Here is an 18,918-nt window from a genome sequence, read left to right on the forward strand (position 1 = left end):
CGGCCCGGTCTGGGGCGGGTGGGGCTTACAGAGCGGAGCGTCGCCGTTCTGCTTCGGCGGTGAGGAGCCGGGCGGTCATGGCCGTCCACTGCCTCCGCTCGGCGTCGTCCAGTGTCGTGAAGAAGTCGCGCATGTCCTCTTCGAATCGCGCGTTGGCCGCGTCGATCAGCGCGCGGCCGGGCGGCTCCAACCGGACCCGCACGGCGCGCCCGTCGCTCTCGTGCCGGATTCGGCTGACCAGTCCCCGGCGTTCGGCGCGGATCACCAGGCCGCTGACGCTGGACTTGTCCAATCGTAGATGCGTGGTGAGGTCGTTGATCGTGGGTTCGCGGTCCCTCAGGATGCCGAGCAGGCGCGCCTGCTGCATGGACAGCCCGGCCTCCGCGGCCCGTTCCTGCAGGCGCTCGCTCGTCTCGAAGGAGAGCTGTGCGAGAAGCTCGAGCGCCGTCCGGTGATCTTCCTCGCTCATGGCCTCAGTCTAGCGAATAGTCCGCGATGCGTACTATATTAGTGCGTATCACGTACTAATAGGAGGTCTCGTGGACACCATCGCTGCAGCCCTCGTCGAGTCGTTCGGCGAATCACCGCGGTACCGCTCCATCCCCGCACCCCGCGCGGAAGCCGGGCGCGAACTGGCCGACGTGCTCGCCGTCGGCATCCACCCGGTCACCCGGGGCATCGCCGCGGGGCGGCACTATGCGAGCTCCGGCGTGCTTCCCCTGGTGCCCGGAATCGACGGCGTCGTCCGGCGGGCGGATGGCTCGCTGGCCTATGTCGGCGGTCTCGGCGGCACCATGGCGGAGCGCATCCTGATCGATCCGCGCAGGGCCGTCGCTCTGCCTGAGGATGCGGACCCGGCGACCGTGGCCGCATCCATGAACCCCGCTATGTCGTCCTGGGTCGTCCTCACCTCCCGGGTGCCGTTCGCCGAAGGGCAGTCGGTGCTCGTTCTGGGCGCGACCGGGGCCGCCGGCTCGATGGCGGTCAAGGCGGCACGTCACCTCGGGGCGGGGCGCGTCATCGCGGCCGGACGCGACACCGAACGACTCGACCAATTGCTCGCGGAGGGAGCGGACGACCGGGTGGTGCTGTCTTCCGATGAGAAGGCGACAGCCACCTCTATCGCGGAGGCGGCGGCGGACGTCGACATCGTCCTCGACTATGTGTGGGGTGCGCCGGCCGAGCGCGCCATGCTGGCCATCCTGAGCGCGCGACGAGACCACACCCAGCTGCTCGACTGGGTGCACATCGGTGGGATGGGCGGCCCTGCCATCACTCTGGACGGCGCCTGGCTTCGGTCGAACGCGCTTCGCGTCAGCGGGAGCGGACTCGGCTCCGCCGACCTGGGGAAGGCGCGGCTGCCTGAACTCGCTGCGGCGGTCGCCTCCGGAGCCCTCGCGATCCGGCCCCGCGTCGTTGCGCTGAGCGATATCGAGGAGGCGTGGGAGCATTCGGATGCCCGCGGCGAGCGGACCGTCGTCATCCCGTGAGGTGACCCGCATGGACGGGCAGAGGACGGTGCCGGGGAATGCCTGTTGTCGTTGGGCGGTTCGCTACTCCATGACCCTGACTCTGCCCGTCACTCGCGCGGTGACCCCCGAGCCGGCCACCATCGGCGAGCTGGGGCGGATGCTGGCTCGGCTCGAGTGGACGCTGCTCGACTTCAGCCGGCGTGAGCTGGTCGCCGGAGGTCTCGCGGCGATCCCCGGCGGGCACGTGCGCTTCCACTACGTGGTCGAGGGGGCGGTCGAGGTGTCGGGCGGCGACTCGCCGCTGCGGCTCGCCGCGGGCGACTTCCTGATGCTGCCCCGGGCCGGCGCCCACCGCATCCTCGCCACGGAGGACACGGTCCTCGCGTCAGGCGAACTTGAAGCGGCGACCGCCGCCGGCGTGCCGTTCGTGCTCGCGCTGCCCGAGCTGCTCGTCGCCTGCGGGTTCGTTGTGCGCGAACCCCACATGGGACCCCTCATCGAGACGTTGAGTCACGAATACGGCGGGATGCGCGCCGGAACCTGCGTGATGGCCAGCCGGATCGCGACGATCATCGCCTCCGCGGCGGTGCGCGCCTGGGCCGAGAACGGCTGTGCGCCGGACCAGTGGCTGGTGCGCGTGAGTGACCCGCACATCGCGCGCGCCCTCGCTGCGATGCAGCAATCACCGGGCGAGCAGTGGACGGTGGACCGGCTGGCCCACGTGGCCAGCGCTTCGCGGACCGTGTTCGCCGAACGTTTCCGCGAAGTCGTCGGTGACTCCCCGAGCCGCTATCTCACCGGACTCCGGATGGATCAGGCCAAGCAGCTGCTGGGTGACGGCCGGCTCAGCGTCGGCGAGGTCGCGCTGCGCCTCGGGTACGGGTCGGACGTCGCCTTCAGCCGCGCGTTCCGCCGCCACACCGGGACGAGCCCGGCGACGTGGCGTCGCGAGTCCGCGATGGCGTCATAACACGCGGAATCCCTCGTCTATCTCGGTGAGGAGCGAGCGCGCCCGCAGTGCGATCGTCCTCGAGCCGCCCTGCCGGTTTCCCTTGCCCGGCAGGGCGGCTGCTTCGCCGCTAGAGCGCCTTGCCTCTCCGGGCGGAGCCCAGCAGGACACCGCCGAGGACGGCGACCACGCCCCCGGTGACGAGCGCCGCCTTCACGCCTGCTCCGTCGACGAGCACCCCGCCGACCGCGGCACCGAGAGCGATCGCCAGCTGGAAGGCGGCGACGACGAGCCCGCCGGCGGCCTCCATCCGCTCCGGCTCCACGCGAGCCGCCCAGGTCTGCACGAGCGTCGGGACGCCACCGAACGCGAAGCCCCACAGCACGACCGCGGCGAAGGCGAGCGGTACGAAGTCGGGGACCAGCGCAAATACCGTCACCGCGGTTCCCAGCACGGCCGGCATCACGATCAGGGCCGTCCGCAGCCGTCGGTCGGCCACGATTCCGGCGATGATGTTGCCGGCGAAGCCACCGAGGCCGTACGCCGCCAACAGGATCGCAAGGCCGCCTGCGGTGAGACCCGGGATGTCGGCGGCACCCAACCGGATGTAGGTGAACCCGGCGAAGTGTCCGCCCGCGAGCAGCGCGATGCCGAGCAGCCCGACGATCATGACCGGCGCGCGCACGGCGGCCAGGAGCGTCCGCACACCGGACCCCTTGGCCGGGGCGACCCGCGGTAGGAGCAGGACCTGCGCCACTGCTGCTGCGACGGACATCGCCGCGACGAGGAGGAAGACGGCGCGCCATCCCCAGATTGCGCCGAGGAACGCGCCGAGCGGTACGGCGACCACCGTCGCGAGCGACACGCCCGTGTTGACGATCATCATGGCGCGTCCGAGATGCTGGGCGGGCACCAACTGCGCGGCGACCGCGACCGCCATGGACCAGAAGCCGGAGATCGCGACACCCAGAAGCACTCGAGCCACCAGCAGCAGCCAGAACTGCGGAGCGACGGCGACGAGGATGTTCGAGACCGCCGCGAGCACCGCGAGCCCGACAAGCAGGATGCGCCGGTCGAGCCGCGGGAACAGGGGCCCGATCGCGGGCCCCGCGATCACACCGATGAGTGCTGTCGCGGTGACCGCCTGCCCGGCCGTTCCTTCGCTGACTCCTAGCCCCGAGGCGATCGGCGACAGCAGGCTCGCCGGGAGGAACTCGCCGGTGACGAGCGCGAAGACTCCCACCATGAGGGCGACCACGCCGCCCCAGGATGCGCGGCGCGCCGGTGTGGCGGAGGCGGCGGAGCGGGCGGACGCGGCGGAGACCGCAGGGACGGACGACGTATCGGAGGGGGAGGACGTTTCGACGCTCATCCTTCGATCGTGGTCGGCTGTGCGCGGATGCGCCGAACCGATCGTCCGGGGTGCCTGATCCTCCGTCCGGAATCGGCGATCCGCTGCTTCCCGACTCCCCGTCGTTTGGCAAGTTTTGGCATTTTGGCATTGTTTGGCGGTTGACGACTGCCTGCGACCCTCCTTATCGTCGTGCCAAGACGTTTTGCCAAAACGTCTTGGCACACGCACCCTCATTCACGCAGCCGTTCGCTGCACAGCAGATTCGGAGTAACGATGCTTCGTAAGAAGTTCGCGGCCGCCGCAGCAGTCGGCACCGCGGTTGCGCTCACCCTCGCAGGGTGCGGCGTCGGCGGCGGGGACGGTTCCTCGTCGGACAAAGCCATCACCGTGCTCGTCGAGGCCGGCGGCCACGCTGAACTCCAGCCGATCGCCGACCTGTACAAGAAGGACACCGGTACCAAGGTGACCTTCGTCGAGCTCCCGTACGACGGTCTCTACAACCGTCTCAACAGCGAGTTCACGTCCGGAACCGTCTCGTTCGACGTCGCCGCGCTCGACTCCATCTGGCTGCCGGCATTCAAGGACGCCGTCACGCCGCTGGACAAGCTCTTCACCTCGGAGGTGAAGAGCGACCTGTTCCCTGCCCTCGTCAAGGAGGCGAACGTCGACGGCACCTACGCCGGGATGCCGGTCTGGACGAACTCGGAGATCCTGTACTACCGGAAAGACCTCTTCGACGACGCGGCGAACAAGGCCGCGTTCAAGACCAAGTACGGCTACGACCTGGTCCCGCCGACCACATGGCAGCAGTATCAGGACGCGGCTGAGTTCTTCACCCAGCCCGACAAGGGCCTCTACGGCACCGACATGAAGGGCGCCGTCGAGACCGAGTATCTCGCCACGCTGTCCCAGACCGGCGAAAAGACCATGGTGCTGAACAACTCGGGCAGCGAGGTGTCGCTGGGGGACGAGAACAGTCTCAAGGCCCTCGACTTCTACACCGCGATGCAGAAGTACGCGCCTGCCGGATCCGCCCAGCTCGACTGGGCCGGTGCGCAGAACCTGTTCAACCAGGGCAAGACGGCAATGATGCGGTTCTGGGCTCATGCCTACCGGCAGATCCCGAAGGACGCCTCCGTGTACGGCAAGGTCGGCGTCGCGCCGATGATCGCCGGGTCCGGCGGCATCGCCGGCGTGCCCGGCGCCTGGTACCTGTCCGTGGCGAAGGCCAGCAAGAAGCAGCAGCAGGGTCTGGACTTCGTGAAGTTCGCCTATGAGCACAACGAACTGAGCGCGAAGACCTCTCTCGGTCTTGTCGCCCGTAAGTCGGCGTTCGAGAAGTACCAGGATCAGCCGGGTTACGAGAACTACAAGCCGCTGGTGGAGACGCTGGATGCGCAGGCGACGATCCCGCGGCCGGCTAACCCGAAGTGGCAGCAGATCGTGGACACGGTGCTGGTCCCGATGATTCAGAAGTCGTTGCAGCCCGGCGCTGACAAGCAGGCGCTGCTGAACGCAGCAAAGGAGCAGGTCCAATCGCTAGTCAAGTGATGGAGCAGCGAGTGGGCGGCCGCACCGGCCGCCCACTTCGGTCTCCTCGTAAACGTTCTCTCCGCACCGCCGATCGGCGGTTCGCAGCACTGCTGATGCTGCCGGCCGGACTGTTCCTTGCCATCTTCATCGGATGGCCGCTGCTTCAGTTCGTCAGCGACAGCTTCTTCAAGATCAGCCCGATCGCCGGAGGGCCGCGCGAGTTCGTCGGGTTCGCGAACTACGTCACTGCGTTGACCAGCGACGACTTCACCAACGCGGTGTGGCGGACCATCCTCTACACAGTGATCGTGGTCGCCTTCGAGTTCGTCCTCGGACTGCTGGTGGCGCTCCTGTTCACCTCACTGGGCAACTCGTCGCGGGTCTTCCGCACGATCTTCCTTTACCCCCTGATGATCGCACCGATCGTCGCCGGTCTGCTCTGGCGATTCCTGCTCATCGACAACTTCGGAATCGTCAACGAGCTGCTGAAGTCGGTCGGAATCATCCACTCCAGCGACCAGATCCAGTGGCTGAGCGACCCGAACATCGCCCTGTTCTCCGTCGCGATTCCCGACATCTGGCTCACCACCTCCTTCATCACACTCGTGCTCTTCGCCGGCCTGCAGAACATCCCGGGGGATGTGATCGAGGCGGCCAGGCTCGACGGTGCGCGGTACACCACCATCCTGTTCCGCATCATCATCCCGCTGCTTCGACCGGTGATCGCCGTTGCCTTGATCGTGCGCGGCATCGACGCTGCCCGCGCCTTCGACGTGATCGTTATCCAGACCAACGGCGGACCCCAGCAGAGCACGGAGACTCTGTCGCTGTTGATCTACCGGACGATGGTGCGCTTCGGCGACCCGGGCCTCGCAAGCGCAATGGGAACCATCTACTTGATCGCGATGCTCGCCGTCGCCCTTTTCGCGATCCTGACGATCTGGCGGCCAGGAAGCGAGACGGAGCGATGAACGGACTGGAAGCGCGTCGCCTGAGTTCCCGTGCGCTCCTCTGGCTGATCCTGATCGCTGTCGTCCTGCTGTACGGGTTCCCCTTCCTCTACATGCTCTTCACGTCATTCAAGACGCCGCTGGAGACCATTTCTGTCCCGCCGAGGCTGCTCCCGAGCGTGTGGACCGTCGACAACTACGTTTCGGCGCTCACCCGCGACGGGGTCCTCGCCTCCTTCATCAACAGCATCATCACCGCCGTCCTGAGCACTCTCATCTCTCTCGTGCTCGCCATCCCGGCGGCCTATGCGGTGACGCGGTTCCGGACCCGGACGGGCAGGATCTTCATCGTCCTGGCGCTCGTCGCCCGCATGGTGCCGCCGATCGTGATCGGCGTTCCGATGATCTCCATCTTCCGCAACCTGGGCATTTCGGACACCTCACTGGCGTTGGCGATCGCCCACACCACGATCTCCCTGCCGCTGTCGATCTGGCTCATGTCGAGCTTCTTCGAAGCAGTGCCCGGTGAGCTCGAAGAGGCGGCGAAGATCGACGGCAACAGCCGGCTCGGCGCACTCTGGCGGGTGGTCATCCCGGTGACGGCGGGCGGGGTCGCGGTCACCGCAATCTTCGCCTTTCTGGCCAGCTGGAACGAGTTCTTGTTCGCGTTGCTGCTGACGGCGGTCCGGTCGCAGACCACGCCGATCGTGATCGCCAACTTCCAGACGCAGTTCGGGCTCGACTGGGGATCGATGACCGCCCTTGCCGTCATCTATTCGATCCCGGTGATTCTGCTCACGTTGCTCCTGCAGCGGCATATCGTTGCTGGACTCACGCTCGGTGCGGTGAAGGGATGAGCTTCGTGGGGAAGGAAGCGCAATGGCAGTAAAAAGCTCGAGCATTCGAGACGTTGCCGAGTTGGCGGGTGTGTCCGTCACCACGGTTTCGCACGTACTCAACGACACGCCCCATACCCGAGTGGCCGAGGAGACGCGAGCGCGAGTCCGTCATGCCGCCAAGACCCTCGGCTATGGACCCAATCGCGCGGCGCAAGCTCTGCGAACCAACCGGTCCGGGCTGATCGGGCTCCTGAGCGAAGAAATCGCAACCACCCCGCACGCGGGACGGATCATCCTCGGTGCGCAGGATGCGGCCCGGGAGCACGATCTCACCCTGGTCATCATCAACACGGAACGAGAGTCGACCGGGAACTCTCATAGAGACGACGTACAGGCTCTGCTCGACCGGCAGGTGGATGCCGTCCTCTACGCGACGATGTACCACCGTCAGGTGTCACTTCCGCCGAATCTCCGAGCGCTTCCCGCAGTCCTCATCGACTCGACAGATCGAGCCGGCATCGTCCCCGCCGTGGTGCCGGACGAGGTGGGCGGCGCAATCGCCGCCGTCAGCCACCTCGTCGACGCAGGACACACCCGCATCGGCTTCCTCAACAACGATGACGACGTCCCCGCGACCCATCTTCGATTCGCCGGGTATCGAGAAGTGCTGGACAGGCATGGCATTCCGTTCGACGCAACGCTGACCGCTACAGCGCCGTCCGAGACCCTTCCCGGATACGAGCTCGCGCGGGAGATGCTGAGCCGAGCCGACCGGCCCACAGCCCTGTTCTGCTACAACGACCGGATGGCGATGGGTGCCTATCGTGCCGCCACCGAACTGGGCCTCGACATTCCGCGTGACCTCTCGATCGTGGGATTCGACAACCAGGAGCTCATCGCCGCGAACCTCTTCCCCGGTCTCACCACCGTCGCCCTCCCGCACTACGAGATGGGTGCCTGGGCGGTGGAGACGCTCGTGCATCTCCTGCACGGCGAGGGCGAACACCGCCTCCTCGCCGACAAGCCGACACTGCTCGACTGCCCGCTGGTCATCCGCGGGTCGGTAAGCCCGCCACGCGCCGACTGAAAGGTACGCCCTACACATGCTTCGCCTCGCCGCCTCCTGGGTGTGGGATTTCTGGATCGCCGATGACGGCGACCTCTTCCACCTGTTCTTCCTCAAGGCGTCCCGTGCGCTCGTCGACCCCAATCGCCGGCACTGGCGCGCCACCATCGGGCACGCCACATCGAAAGACCTCACGTCGTGGACCGAACACGCCGACGCCGTCATCCCTGACGACTCGCCCGCGTTCGACGACCTCGCCACCTGGACTGGTTCGGTCGTGCGCCAGGATGACGGGACCTGGCGGATGTTCTACACCGCAGTCAGCCGGGGCGAAGGGGGGCTCAACCAGCGAATCAGTTCCGTCGTGTCCGATGACCTTTTCACCTGGCACCGGGAGGCTGAGCGGCAGATTCTCGAGCCTGACCCGCGCTGGTACGAAACCGCGGAGACACGCCAGTGGCCGGATCAGGCCTGGCGAGACCCGTGGGTGTTCCAGCACGACGGGACCTGGCACATGCTCATCACCGCACGCGCCAACCACGGGGACCCCGACGACCGGGGCGTCATCGGCTACGCCACCTCACCCGATCTGACGACCTGGACGGTGCAGCCTCCCCTTTCCCAGCCTGGTGCCGGGTTCGGCCACCTTGAGGTCGTGCAGACCATCAACGTTGAAGGGCGCCCGGTCGGGCTCTTCTCGTGTCTTGGCTCCGAGCTGTCCCAGAGACGTCGAACGCAGGATCCGGCCGGGGGAGTGTGGGCCTTCCCGACGGATTCGCTCAACGGCAGTTTCGACATCACGCAGGCGTATCGCGTAACCGACGAGCAACTCTACGTCGGGCGTCTGATTCAAGACCGCACCGGGCGCTGGCAACTTCTCGCGTTCCACAACGATGACGAGAACGGGAGCTGGATCGGCGAGATCTCTGATCCGCGCCCGATCCGCTGGGTGAATGGGCGGCTGACGGTCGAGGGGAGCAGTGAAGTATCGGCTGAGCACCTGCGAGTGGGCTCGTGAACACCGGCGCTCTCGTCGTCGGGGAAGCCCTCATCGACGAAGTCGTGGATGGCTCCTCCGTAAGCCGGCACCCCGGCGGGTCGCCGGCGAACGTCGCCCTCGGGCTGGCCAGGCTGAACGTGGTCACGCGCCTGCACACGGCGATCGGAGACGATGAGGACGGGGAGATCATCAGGCGGCACGTGGCCGCGTCGGGTGTGACACTGACGCACGAGTCCGTCACGGGTGACCCGACGTCACGAGCCGTGGCGATTCTCGAAGCCGACGGCTCAGCGGCCTACGATTTCGCTCTCGGGTGGAACCCTCGAAATCTGGAGGATCTGCGAAGCCCGGCGATCATCCACACCGGGTCCCTCGCCGCATTCCTCGAGCCGGGGTCGGAGGTCACTCAGGACATCATCCGGCGTGGCCGCGCATCGGGCGCTCTCATCAGCTTCGATCCGAACATCCGGCCGACCCTGCTTACTGACCCGGATCGAGCCCGCACCCGATTCATGGCTCTGGCACTCACGAGCCATCTGACGAAACTCAGCGACGAGGACGCGGACTTCCTGTTCCCGGGAAAGTCCATCGAGTACGTCGCCGAGCTGCTGATCGACAGCGGAGTAGCAGTCGTCGGTGTCACACGCGGGAGCGGGGGAGCCCTGCTGGCCAGCGGTCCGCATCGCACACACATCCCGCCGGTCGCGGTCGGGGTGGCCGACACAGTCGGTGCGGGAGACTCCTTCATGGCCGCCCTCATCTGGTCTCTCATCGTCGAAGACGGTGGCTGGGACGGCAAGCCGATCAGTGAGAGCCGGATGGCTGCCGTGGGCTCACGTGCCGCTCGCGCAGCGGCCATCACCGTGTCGCGAACAGGCGCAGACCTGCCGGCATTCAGTGAACTCCTGTCGTATTCGCCTTCCGCCTGACCTCCACGATCTCTCACACACGAAAGGGCCTTCATGACCGAGAAGATGCGGCCCACTCGGCGCGCGGTCGTCCAGACCGCCGCGACCGCCGCGGCAATCGCAGCGCTGAACCTCGCCAGCGCGAAACCCGCAGTAGCCGACACCCCGCAGCCCGAGCAGGGCAAGCAGCCACCCCCCATTCGCCGAGTCCCTGTCGGCCTTCTGTAACAGCGAAGTTGCACGAGCAACGAAAGGAACTCTGATGGAATCTAACGTGTACGACGTGACCGATTGGAAGACTCCTGGCAAGCCGGTCGACCCCCACTACGACATCGGCGCTGTCATCAACAGCATCATCGCTGACGTCAAGCGACGCCAGACCAACCCGGCGGACAAGCCCGGGGCGGTTATCTACGTCCCGCCGGGCACCTACTCGTTGAAGACTCGAGTCGTCGTCGATGTCAGCTTCCTCACCATCCGCGGATCAGGGCACGGCTTCACCTCCCTTTCCATCCGGTACAACTCCGACACCACGGGCTGGAAAGAACTCAACCCCGGCGGCAGCCACATCAGGGTGGAGAACACGGACGGTAACGCTGAAGCGTTTCTGGTGGCCCGCAACGGGAACCCGCGACTGAGCGGGATCGCGTTCGAGAACTTCTGCCTGGATGGCGTCTCCTTCGGAGGCAGCCAGAACTCGTACCGCAACGGGAAGATCGGGATCCGTTTCGCAACCGACAACGACTCGGTCCGTGTGCGGGGTATGGGCATGGTCTACCTGGAGCAGGCGCTGCTGATTCAAGGTCCGGATGCCCTCGATGTCTCCGGCAACTTCATCGCAGAATGCGGCACGTGCGTCTTCATCATGGGCGGCAGCCAGGCCAGCAAGATCGAGGACAATCATCTCGGCGCCGGCCCTGTCGGCTTCTCGATCTTCGCCGAGAACAGCAACGGCCTTCTCATCACCGGGAACAACATCTTCCCGCGAGGTATCGACTCCATTCATCTCAAGGACTCGTTCCGCTCGAACGTCTCGGCGAACCGGCTGCAGTCCTTCTACCCGGGCGGCATCACGCTTGAGGGCAACTGCAAGGAGAACCTGATCAGTTCCAACATGTTCGAGCGACAGGTGGAGACCTATGGGCCGTTCATCGGCGTAGGGAACGGTCTCGACGACGATTTCGGGGTCGTCCAGGTGAACGGCGACGGGAACACCGTCACCTCCAATCACGTCACCTTGATCATCCCGCCCGAGCAGGTGAAGCCTGCCGGTGGCACAGCCGCGATCTTCCGCATCAAGAACGGCGATCAGAATTACATCGGCGCGAATCACGTCATCTCCAACCTCAGCGTCCACACGGTCGTCCTTGACGCGGGAACGACCAACTCCCATGTCTTCGACAGCGGAACCGAGGCACAGCTGCTCGCGAACTCCACGAGCTACGGATTCCGTCCCACCCCGTGAGCCCCAGCTCTGGACCAGCTACACAGAATTGGACGGACACATGTCGAGCACCAACCGTTACGACGTGACCCACTGGCCTGTCGGCGACGCAGCTGAGGACATCGGTGAGGTGATCAACAGCATCATCGCGGACGTCAAGAACCGTCAGGGCGCGTCATCTCAGCGAGACGGCGGCAAGCCCGGAGCCGTGATCTACATCCCGCCGGGCGACTACCGCCTTCGTACCCAGGTGGTGATCGACATCAGCTTCCTTCGAATCGAAGGGTCGGGACACGGTTTCACCTCCTCGAGCATCCGATTCAACGTCCCCGAAGAGGAGTGGCCGGATCTGCACGAGCTCTGGCCCGGCGGAAGCCGCATCCTGGTCGACATTGCTGCGGATGGCGGGGAAGACCAGTCAGCCGGGGCGGCGTTCCTGGTGAACAGGACGGGGAGCCCGCGAATCAGCTCCGTCGAGTTCTCGAACTTCTGCATCGACGGCCTGCATTTCGTCGCGGACGGATCGGGTCTTGACCCCGAGAACACCTACGTCAACGGCAAGACGGGCATCTATGTCGCAAGCGCGAACGATTCCTTCCGTGTGAACGGCATGGGATTCGTGTACCTCGAACACGCCCTCACCATCTACAACGCCGACGCGCTCTCGATCCACGACAACTTCATCGCCGAAAGCGGCAGCTGCATCGAACTGCGGGGCTGGGGCCAGGCATCGAAGGTGACCGACAACCTCATCGGAGCGGGGTTCAGAGGACATTCCATCTACGCCGAAAACCACGGCGGGCTGCTCATCACGGCGAACAATGTCTTTCCTCGCGGCGCCAGCAGCGTCCATCTGAGGAACGTCACTCGGTCGAGTGTGACGAACAACCGCCTGCACTCGTTTTACCCAGGCATGCTGATCCTTGAGGGCAACGCCTCCGAAAATCTCATCGGCTCCAACCACCTGCTGCGTGACCGCGAACCCTGGGCGCCCTTCCTGGAGGTGGACAACGGGCGCGACGACCTCTTCGGGCTCCTGGTGATCGAAGGCACCAACAACTCGGTGATCGGAAACCACTTCTCTGAGATCGTCGACTCCGAGAAGCTGCACCCCAGCGAGGCCACCCCTGTGATCGTTCGGCTCGCGGAGGGAGGCCACAACTACCTCGCAAGCAACCACATGGTCGCCCTCGATGTCCGCGCCACCTCGGGAGACTCGGCATTCGATGCCCAGGTGGATGCGCTGCTCACAACAGCCGCAGCCCGAAGCCTCGACATCGTCACCGTTCTGGTGGAGCCGACATCGTCAGGGAACACGATCCTCGATTCGGGGACAGACACCCAGGTGATCGCCGACAAGGCCGCGAACGCATTTCGACCGACGCCGACTGTCGTTTGATGCATCCGGCTCGCTTGGCGACACGCCGAGCGGTGCCTCTTCGGCGCGAAGTTTGAGCCACGAATGTCGGTGGTTCCCCCTAGTTTTGGGGGAAGAAGAAAAAAACCCCAAAACACAACATGTAGTGGAATGACAATCGTGTCATTCGGGTTATATAGTGGGTGAACACCGCGGGAACGCGGCTCACCAAGACTTCTAGGGGAGGCCATCATGGACTACGAAAACGACAGCGTTGGCGGCTACTCGGTTCCCGTCGACCCGATGGACCTGCTGCAGTGCGACAGCTGCCAGTAAGGCGCTAGCACCGAGCGTGAAGACCCCGGAGGCCGTAAGGCTTCCGGGGTCTTCTGCCGTCCGGGGTCTTCTGCCGTCCGGGGTCTTCTGCCGTCCGGGGTCTTCTGCCGGCCCGGGGGCGCCCAGTCGGGGGTCAGTAGAATCGTCGGGTGCCAGTGAACCCAGAGCTGCAGGGGCGGGAGTTCCCGCCGACCCCGCCATACCTCGTCGGGCGCGAGAAGGTCCGCGAGTTCGCGCGGGCCGTTTTCGCGACGTCACCGATCTCCTTCGATGTGGATGCGGCGCGCGCCGCGGGTCACCCCGACCTCGTCGCGCCGCCCACGTTCCCGGTGGTCGTGCAGGAGGCGACGCTCGCCCAGCTGCTCGCGGAGCCGGATGCGGGCATCGACTTCACCCGTGTGGTTCACGGCGACCAGCGCTTCACCTTCACCCGTCCGGTGGTGGCCGGCGACGAGCTCACCGCGACCCTGCGGGTCACCTCGGTCAAGTCGCTCGGCGCCCACTCGATGGTGACCGCCGAGTCGACCATCGTCGGCGCGGACGGGCAGCACGTCGTGACCGCCACCTCCACCCTGGTCGTGCGAGGAGACGAATGATGGCCGCCCCCGACTTCGACAGCCTGTCCGTCGGCGACGTGGTCGCCGAGCGCACGGTCGAGCTCAGCCGCGACGCGCTGGTCCGCTACGCGGGAGCCTCCGGCGACTTCAACCCCATCCACTACCGCGACGACGTCGCCACCTCGGTCGGGCTGCCCGGAGTCATCGCGCACGGGATGCTGACCATGGGTCTCTCGGTGCAGCCGGTCGTCGACTGGGCGGGCGACGCTGCCCTCGTCGAGGACTACCAGGTGCGCTTCACCCGCCCCGTCGTCGTCGACCCGGCGACCGGAGCGACGGTCACCGTCTCCGCGAAGGTCGGGCAGCTGGATGCGGAGGCCCGCGTCGCCCGGATCGACCTGACCACCACGTTCGACGGCTCGACGGTGCTCGGCAAGGCGCAGGTCCGCGTACGGCTGGCATGACCGACACGTCTCCGGCGCTCGCCGACCTGACCACCATCCGCGTCGGCGGGGTGCCCGAACGACTGGTACCCGCCGACAGCCGCGACGCGCTGGTGGATGCCGTGCTCGAGGCGCGCCATATGGGCGAGGACTGGCTGCTGCTCGGCGGCGGGTCCAACACGGTCGCGAGCGACGAGGGGTTCGACGGGACCGTCATCCACATCCGCACCCGTGGGGTCGAGCGGCTCGACGCTCCCGAGGGGCGGGTGCGTCTGCGGGTGGAAGCGGGCGAGCCCTGGGATGACCTGGTCGCGTTCACCGTGAGGAACGGCTGGTCGGGGATCGAAGCCCTCTCCGGCATCCCCGGTTCGACGGGCGCCGCGCCGGTGCAGAACATCGGTGCGTACGGCCAGGAGCTCGAGTCAGCGCTCGTCAGCCTCGAGTTCTTGGACGACCAGAGCGGTGAAGTCGTGTACCTCGCTCGGCGCGACCTGGGTCTGGGATATCGGACATCGACGCTGAAGCGCGGTCGGCGCGGAGTGGTGCTGTCGGTGGATCTGGAACTCACGGACAACACGGTGCTCGGTGACATCGGCGCGCCGCTGAGCGCGCCGGTCGCGTATGCCCAGCTCGCCGACGCCCTCGGCGTTCCCCTCGGCTCGCGCGTTCCCGTCGCCGAGTTGCGGCGTGCGGTGCTCGCGCTGCGTTCGTCGAAGGGCATGGTGCTGGACCCGGCGGACCCCGACTCCGTCTCCTCCGGCTCCTTCTTCACCAACCCGATCGTCTCGGAGGAGTTCGCGCGGTCGCTGCCGGCCAATGCTCCGCGCTGGCCGCAGGATCCGCTGGAGCCCGACACTGTCTTCAGCATCCCGGCCGGCGGTGTGTATCCGCTCGACGTGCCGCCGCTCGCGGCAGCGGAGTACACGGTCAAGCTCAGCGCGGCCTGGCTCATCGAGAACGCCGGGATCCGTCGCGGGTTCTCGCTGCCTGGCTCAGGCGCGGCCATCTCGTCGAAGCACACGCTTGCCATCGTGAACCGAGGCGGCGCCAGTGCAGCGGATGTCGTGCAACTGGCCACATTCATCCAGTCGCGCGTCCAGGCCGAGTTCGGTGTCGTTCTGCAGCCCGAGCCCATGCTGGTCGGACTGGAACTCTGACGGCGGACTCCCCCCAGACGCAGGGCTGACGTTCGACGAACTCTGAGAGTATTCTCACGTCGCGCTCCATAAGCTGAACGCATCACGGCGCGCTCGCGCCATGCCGGACCGGAGGAAACGACATGGGATTCCTGGACCGCCTTTTCGGACGCGAGGAACCGCGGCCGAACGGCTCTCAGACGCAGAACGCCGCCTACCAGCCGTACGGCGGCCAGCGGCCCGCGGGCGGAGCGCCTGCCGCCGGTCAAGCACCCGCCGGCGGCCAGGCCCGCAGCGAGGATGAGATCGCGGTCGAGCGGTATCGCTACCTGCTTCGTACGGCGCCCCCGGAGACGATCGAGCAGGTGCACGAGGAGGCTTTCGCCCGGTTGTCGCCGGATCAGCGGCGCCTGCTGTTCCAGCAGCTGAGCGAGAGCGCACCCGCAGGCGAGCAGCCGCGCGGCGACGACCCGCGCTCGCTCGCGCAGGCGGCCACCCGCTCGGAGCTCCGTCAGCCCGGGACCCTCGAGCGCGCACTCGGCGGCGGCGCAGGCCGCGGCGGGTACGGCGGCCCTGGCCTCGGCGGGATGTTCGCGAGTTCCCTTCTCGGGAGCGTGGCCGGGTACGTCATCGGGTCCGCGCTCGTAAGCACCTTCCTGCCTGGCCCCGGCGACAACCAAGCGGACGGTTCGGGCGACCAGAACGGCGACAACCAGAACACGAACGACCAGAACGGCGACCAGGGCGGCGACAGCGGCTCCGGCGGCGATCAGGGCGGCGACGGGAGCTCGGGTGTCGAGAACGCATCCGGTGGAGACGGCTCCGTCGACGCGGGCGGCTGGGACGGCGGCGGAGCCGGGTCCGGCGGCGACGCCTGGGGCGGCAACGACTTCGGTGGCGGTGGCGGTGGTGGCGACTGGGGCGGTTTCGGTGGCGGCGGTGACTTCGGTGGAGGCGACTTCGGCGGAGGCGGCGACTTCATCTGAGTCGCGCGGGTGCGCGCGCAGAGCGTGCGCGCACCCGCATCCGCACCGCACAGGGCGCGGCATGTGGACGGCCCCTCAGCTGCGGAGCGCGGCGGCGAACGGCAGCACGGCGCTCGCCCCCGCTCGCACGAGTTCCTGCCCCGCGACCGTGACCGTCCACCGACTGTCGACGAGGTCATCCACGAGCAGCACAGGGACGCCGACCGGGAGTTCCAGGCCGTCGGCGGAGAAGTGATCCCACACCGACGCCAGTCGGAAGGCGCTGTTGCCACCGGGAGCCCCGCTCGGCGGCCCGCTGCGCCAGCCGAGCGTGCCGGCGAACGGTAGCCGCCCCACCCCCGCGAGGCCGCGGGCGAGCGACTCCACGAACAGCGGGCGGCGACGCGACGGCATCGCCGCGACAGCGCCGGGCCGCGCATCCCAGTCCCAGTCGGCGAGGACCCGCACACAGGCGTCGAGGATCGCGGGTGGCACGGCCTGGTCGGGTGCGTCGTCGGCGAACAGTTCGCGAAGGCGACCACCCCAGCCGAGATCGGTGAGCCGGGCCAGCGCGCGCCCCGACCGCAGCTGTTGCTCAGGCCGGAGCTTGCCCCGGACAGGCACGCCGAGCGAGTCGGCCCCGGTCGGCCAGAGCTTGCGCGGCTCGATCTCGACCCCGACGCGGTCGAGCAGCGATCCGACCTCGCTCGCGGTGCCGCCGTCGATCTCCGACGGGTACCAGACACCCGCACAGTTGTCGCACCGCCCGCAGGGACCGGCGTCCGGATCGTCGAGGGCGCGCTGCAGGAACTCCATCCGGCAACCGTCGGTCGACTCGTACTGGAGCATCGACTGCTGCTCGGCTTCACGGGCGGCGGCGATGCGCCGGTAGCGTTCCTCGTCGTACTCCCACGGCGAGCCGGTCGCCACCCAACCGCCGCTCACGCGACGGACCGCTCCGTCGACGTCCAGCACCTTCAGCAGCAGCTCGAGCGTCGACGCACGCAGGTCGACGCGGCTCTCGAGGACGCGCGTCGACACGGGCGCGGAACCGAGTGCCTCCAGCACGGCGGCCGCCTTCTCGCGGGAGGGCATCGATGCGGTGGCGAAGTATCGCCAGATCGCCTGGTCTTCCGGACCGGGAAGCAGCAGCACGTCTGCGTTGTCCGTGGCCCGGCCCGCGCGACCCACCTGCTGGTAATACGCGACCGGAGACGACGGCGCCCCGAGATGGACCACGAACCCGAGGTCGGGCTTGTCGAAGCCCATGCCGAGGGCGCTTGTCGCGACGAGCACCTTCACTTCGTTGCGCTTGAGTCGCCCTTCGAGGTCTTCGCGTTCGGCGGTGTCCGTCTGCCCCGTGTACGCATGCGCTTCATGGCCTGCTCTCCGGAGCACCCGGGCGGTGTCCTCCGCCGCCGAAACCGTCAGCGTGTAGACGATCCCGCTGCCCGGGAGGTCGCCCAGGTGGCCGGCGAGCCAGGCCAGCCGACTCGTGGCATCCGGAAGGGGCAGCACCCCGAGGCGCAGAGACCGGCGCGCGAGCGGACCGCGGATCGTCAGCACGTCGGCTTCGCGACCGGTGCCGAGCTGCTCCACCACATCGGCGACGACGCGCTCGTTCGCCGTGGCGGTGGTCGCCAGCACGGGCACTCCCTCCGGCAGGAGAGTGATGAGGTCGCGCAGCCGTCGATAGTCGGGCCGGAAATCGTGGCCCCAGTCGGAGATGCAGTGCGCCTCATCGACCACGAGGAGGCCGCTGCGGTCGACGAGCGCCGGAAGCTGGGTGTCGCGGAACTCCGGGTTGTTCAGCCGCTCTGGCGAAACGAGGAGGACATCCACCGCGTCGTCGCGGAGCTTCGCCGCCACCTCTTCCCATTCGTGCCGGTTGGCCGAGTTGATGGTCACCGCCCGCACACCGGCCCGCTCGGCAGCGGACACCTGGTCGCGCATGAGGGCGAGAAGGGGAGAGACGAGGATGGTCGGCCCGGCTCCACGCGCCCGGAGGAGCATCGTGGCCACGAAGTAGACGGCCGACTTGCCCCAGCCCGTCCGTTGCACCACCAGCGCTCGCCGATGGTCGTCGACCAGAGCGCTGATCGCCTCGAACTGCCCGTCGTGGAATTCGGCCTCCGGTCGCCCGACGAGGGCGCGGAGACTGCTGAGGGCATCGGTTGCTGTGGTCATGGAGCCATCGTCTCAGGGACGCCTGACGCCCGTGCCGCATCGGTGGCAACTGTGGAGGAACCCGCACCCACGGCAGCTGTGAGCGGATCGGCTCCGGCTCAGAGGCGCACGCGGCGACGCTGAGCGGAGCGGATCCCGCCGAGCAGCGCCGAGACGACGATGACGAGGCCGAGCAGCGCAGCCCCGAGCGCCCAGGCCGATGGAGCCGTCAGCGATCCGAGCCAGGACGCGACGTCCGCGGTCCGCTCGGACGACGAGAGCACGAAGAGGGTACAGGCGGCGAAGAGCGTCAGCAGGATGCCCCAGACCACCCCGCCCCAGCGCACGGGCGCAGGGACGGAGGAGCCGTTGGAGGAGGTTGCGGGGGAGAGATGGGCGGTGTTCGACGGGAGCTGCGGCTCGGTCATGGTGAGGTCTCCTGC

General features: G+C 67.3%; 18 protein-coding genes. 14 read left to right on the forward strand and 4 right to left on the reverse strand.

Annotated features, from left to right (window positions below; all coding sequences use genetic code 11):
- Positions 1 to 25 precede the first annotated feature (25 nt).
- Positions 26 to 469: a MarR family winged helix-turn-helix transcriptional regulator gene (locus AB7E03_RS16645; RefSeq protein ID WP_489942445.1), complete on the reverse strand. Its 444-nt coding sequence runs from the start codon at positions 467 to 469 to the stop codon at positions 26 to 28.
- Between the two features lie 70 nt (positions 470 to 539).
- Here AB7E03_RS16645 and AB7E03_RS16650 point away from each other — a divergent pair, with 70 nt between their 5' ends.
- Both AB7E03_RS16650 and AB7E03_RS16655 read left to right on the forward strand, forming a co-directional pair.
- Positions 540 to 1,490 (forward strand): zinc-binding dehydrogenase, encoded by a 951-nt coding sequence (locus tag AB7E03_RS16650; RefSeq protein WP_489942446.1) that lies wholly within the window; start codon positions 540 to 542, stop codon positions 1,488 to 1,490.
- Positions 1,491 to 1,560: 70 nt separating this feature from the next.
- A complete protein-coding gene (locus AB7E03_RS16655) occupies positions 1,561 to 2,442 on the forward strand; it encodes an AraC family transcriptional regulator (protein ID WP_489942447.1) in 882 nt (293 codons plus the stop codon).
- Between the two features lie 109 nt (positions 2,443 to 2,551).
- Here AB7E03_RS16655 and AB7E03_RS16660 read toward each other — a convergent pair whose 3' ends face one another.
- Positions 2,552 to 3,793 (reverse strand): MFS transporter, encoded by a 1,242-nt coding sequence (locus AB7E03_RS16660; protein ID WP_489942448.1) that lies wholly within the window; start codon positions 3,791 to 3,793, stop codon positions 2,552 to 2,554.
- 255 nt (positions 3,794 to 4,048) lie between these two features.
- On the opposite strand from AB7E03_RS16660, the gene AB7E03_RS16665 reads away from it, so the two are divergent.
- The 12 genes from AB7E03_RS16665 (at position 4,049) to AB7E03_RS16720 (ending at position 16,330) form a co-directional block, all read left to right on the forward strand.
- Positions 4,049 to 5,326 (forward strand): ABC transporter substrate-binding protein, encoded by a 1,278-nt coding sequence (locus tag AB7E03_RS16665; protein WP_489942449.1) that lies wholly within the window; start codon positions 4,049 to 4,051, stop codon positions 5,324 to 5,326.
- Positions 5,326 to 6,279: a carbohydrate ABC transporter permease gene (locus tag AB7E03_RS16670; RefSeq protein ID WP_489942928.1), complete on the forward strand. Its 954-nt coding sequence runs from the start codon at positions 5,326 to 5,328 to the stop codon at positions 6,277 to 6,279. Before AB7E03_RS16665 ends, AB7E03_RS16670 begins: the two co-directional genes overlap by 1 nt.
- Positions 6,276 to 7,115 (forward strand): carbohydrate ABC transporter permease, encoded by an 840-nt coding sequence (locus AB7E03_RS16675; protein ID WP_489942450.1) that lies wholly within the window; start codon positions 6,276 to 6,278, stop codon positions 7,113 to 7,115. Before AB7E03_RS16670 ends, AB7E03_RS16675 begins: the two co-directional genes overlap by 4 nt.
- 22 nt (positions 7,116 to 7,137) lie before the next feature.
- The gene (locus tag AB7E03_RS16680; RefSeq protein WP_489942451.1) at positions 7,138 to 8,184 is read left to right on the forward strand and encodes a LacI family DNA-binding transcriptional regulator; all 1,047 of its coding nucleotides are present in this window, start codon (positions 7,138 to 7,140) and stop codon (positions 8,182 to 8,184) included.
- Between the two features lie 16 nt (positions 8,185 to 8,200).
- Entirely contained in the window at positions 8,201 to 9,181 is a 981-nt protein-coding gene (locus AB7E03_RS16685; protein ID WP_489942452.1) for a glycosyl hydrolase family 32, read from the forward strand.
- The gene (locus AB7E03_RS16690; RefSeq protein WP_489942453.1) at positions 9,178 to 10,092 is read left to right on the forward strand and encodes a carbohydrate kinase family protein; all 915 of its coding nucleotides are present in this window, start codon (positions 9,178 to 9,180) and stop codon (positions 10,090 to 10,092) included. The genes AB7E03_RS16685 and AB7E03_RS16690 overlap by 4 nt, the downstream gene beginning before the upstream one ends.
- Positions 10,093 to 10,354: 262 nt before the next feature.
- The gene (locus AB7E03_RS16695) at positions 10,355 to 11,536 is read left to right on the forward strand and encodes a NosD domain-containing protein (RefSeq protein ID WP_489942454.1); all 1,182 of its coding nucleotides are present in this window, start codon (positions 10,355 to 10,357) and stop codon (positions 11,534 to 11,536) included.
- Between the two features lie 40 nt (positions 11,537 to 11,576).
- On the forward strand, positions 11,577 to 12,914 hold the full coding sequence (locus AB7E03_RS16700; protein WP_489942455.1) for a NosD domain-containing protein: 1,338 nt from the start codon (positions 11,577 to 11,579) through the stop codon (positions 12,912 to 12,914).
- 443 nt (positions 12,915 to 13,357) lie between these two features.
- Positions 13,358 to 13,804, forward strand: a complete 447-nt coding sequence (locus AB7E03_RS16705; protein WP_489942456.1) for an FAS1-like dehydratase domain-containing protein — start codon at positions 13,358 to 13,360, stop codon at positions 13,802 to 13,804.
- Positions 13,804 to 14,229 (forward strand): MaoC family dehydratase, encoded by a 426-nt coding sequence (locus AB7E03_RS16710; protein ID WP_489942457.1) that lies wholly within the window; start codon positions 13,804 to 13,806, stop codon positions 14,227 to 14,229. The genes AB7E03_RS16705 and AB7E03_RS16710 overlap by 1 nt, the downstream gene beginning before the upstream one ends.
- Positions 14,226 to 15,365, forward strand: a complete 1,140-nt coding sequence (locus AB7E03_RS16715) for a UDP-N-acetylmuramate dehydrogenase (protein WP_489942458.1) — start codon at positions 14,226 to 14,228, stop codon at positions 15,363 to 15,365. Before AB7E03_RS16710 ends, AB7E03_RS16715 begins: the two co-directional genes overlap by 4 nt.
- A 122-nt stretch (positions 15,366 to 15,487) precedes the next feature.
- Positions 15,488 to 16,330, forward strand: coding sequence for a hypothetical protein (locus AB7E03_RS16720; protein ID WP_489942459.1), 843 nt, complete (start codon positions 15,488 to 15,490; stop codon positions 16,328 to 16,330).
- A gap of 75 nt (positions 16,331 to 16,405) precedes the next feature.
- On the opposite strand, the gene AB7E03_RS16725 is transcribed toward AB7E03_RS16720, so the two are convergent.
- Positions 16,406 to 18,496: a RecQ family ATP-dependent DNA helicase gene (locus AB7E03_RS16725; protein WP_489942460.1), complete on the reverse strand. Its 2,091-nt coding sequence runs from the start codon at positions 18,494 to 18,496 to the stop codon at positions 16,406 to 16,408.
- Between the two features lie 98 nt (positions 18,497 to 18,594).
- Positions 18,595 to 18,903 carry a hypothetical protein gene (locus AB7E03_RS16730; protein WP_489942461.1) on the reverse strand — a complete coding sequence of 103 codons (309 nt, stop codon included), beginning with the start codon at positions 18,901 to 18,903 and terminating at the stop codon, positions 18,595 to 18,597.
- Positions 18,904 to 18,918: the final 15 nt, after the last annotated feature.

Source organism: Leifsonia sp. RCC_180, from assembly GCF_058138205.1.

Bases quoted from the DNA above. Each gene is read 5' to 3' on its own strand.
- AB7E03_RS16700 (WP_489942455.1), top strand. From the start codon at position 11,577: ATGTCGAGCACCAACCGTTACGACGTGACCCACTGGCCTGTCGGCGAC.
- AB7E03_RS16675 (WP_489942450.1), top strand. From the start codon at position 6,276: ATGAACGGACTGGAAGCGCGTCGCCTGAGTTCCCGTGCGCTCCTCTGG.
- AB7E03_RS16715 (WP_489942458.1), top strand. From the start codon at position 14,226: ATGACCGACACGTCTCCGGCGCTCGCCGACCTGACCACCATCCGCGTC.
- AB7E03_RS16680 (WP_489942451.1), top strand. From the start codon at position 7,138: ATGGCAGTAAAAAGCTCGAGCATTCGAGACGTTGCCGAGTTGGCGGGT.
- AB7E03_RS16710 (WP_489942457.1), top strand. From the start codon at position 13,804: ATGGCCGCCCCCGACTTCGACAGCCTGTCCGTCGGCGACGTGGTCGCC.
- AB7E03_RS16645 (WP_489942445.1), bottom strand. From the start codon at position 469: ATGAGCGAGGAAGATCACCGGACGGCGCTCGAGCTTCTCGCACAGCTC.
- AB7E03_RS16730 (WP_489942461.1), bottom strand. From the start codon at position 18,903: ATGACCGAGCCGCAGCTCCCGTCGAACACCGCCCATCTCTCCCCCGCA.
- AB7E03_RS16725 (WP_489942460.1), bottom strand. From the start codon at position 18,496: ATGACCACAGCAACCGATGCCCTCAGCAGTCTCCGCGCCCTCGTCGGG.
- AB7E03_RS16660 (WP_489942448.1), bottom strand. From the start codon at position 3,793: ATGAGCGTCGAAACGTCCTCCCCCTCCGATACGTCGTCCGTCCCTGCG.
- AB7E03_RS16670 (WP_489942928.1), top strand. From the start codon at position 5,326: ATGGAGCAGCGAGTGGGCGGCCGCACCGGCCGCCCACTTCGGTCTCCT.
- AB7E03_RS16665 (WP_489942449.1), top strand. From the start codon at position 4,049: ATGCTTCGTAAGAAGTTCGCGGCCGCCGCAGCAGTCGGCACCGCGGTT.
- AB7E03_RS16720 (WP_489942459.1), top strand. From the start codon at position 15,488: ATGGGATTCCTGGACCGCCTTTTCGGACGCGAGGAACCGCGGCCGAAC.
- AB7E03_RS16685 (WP_489942452.1), top strand. From the start codon at position 8,201: ATGCTTCGCCTCGCCGCCTCCTGGGTGTGGGATTTCTGGATCGCCGAT.
- AB7E03_RS16655 (WP_489942447.1), top strand. From the start codon at position 1,561: ATGACCCTGACTCTGCCCGTCACTCGCGCGGTGACCCCCGAGCCGGCC.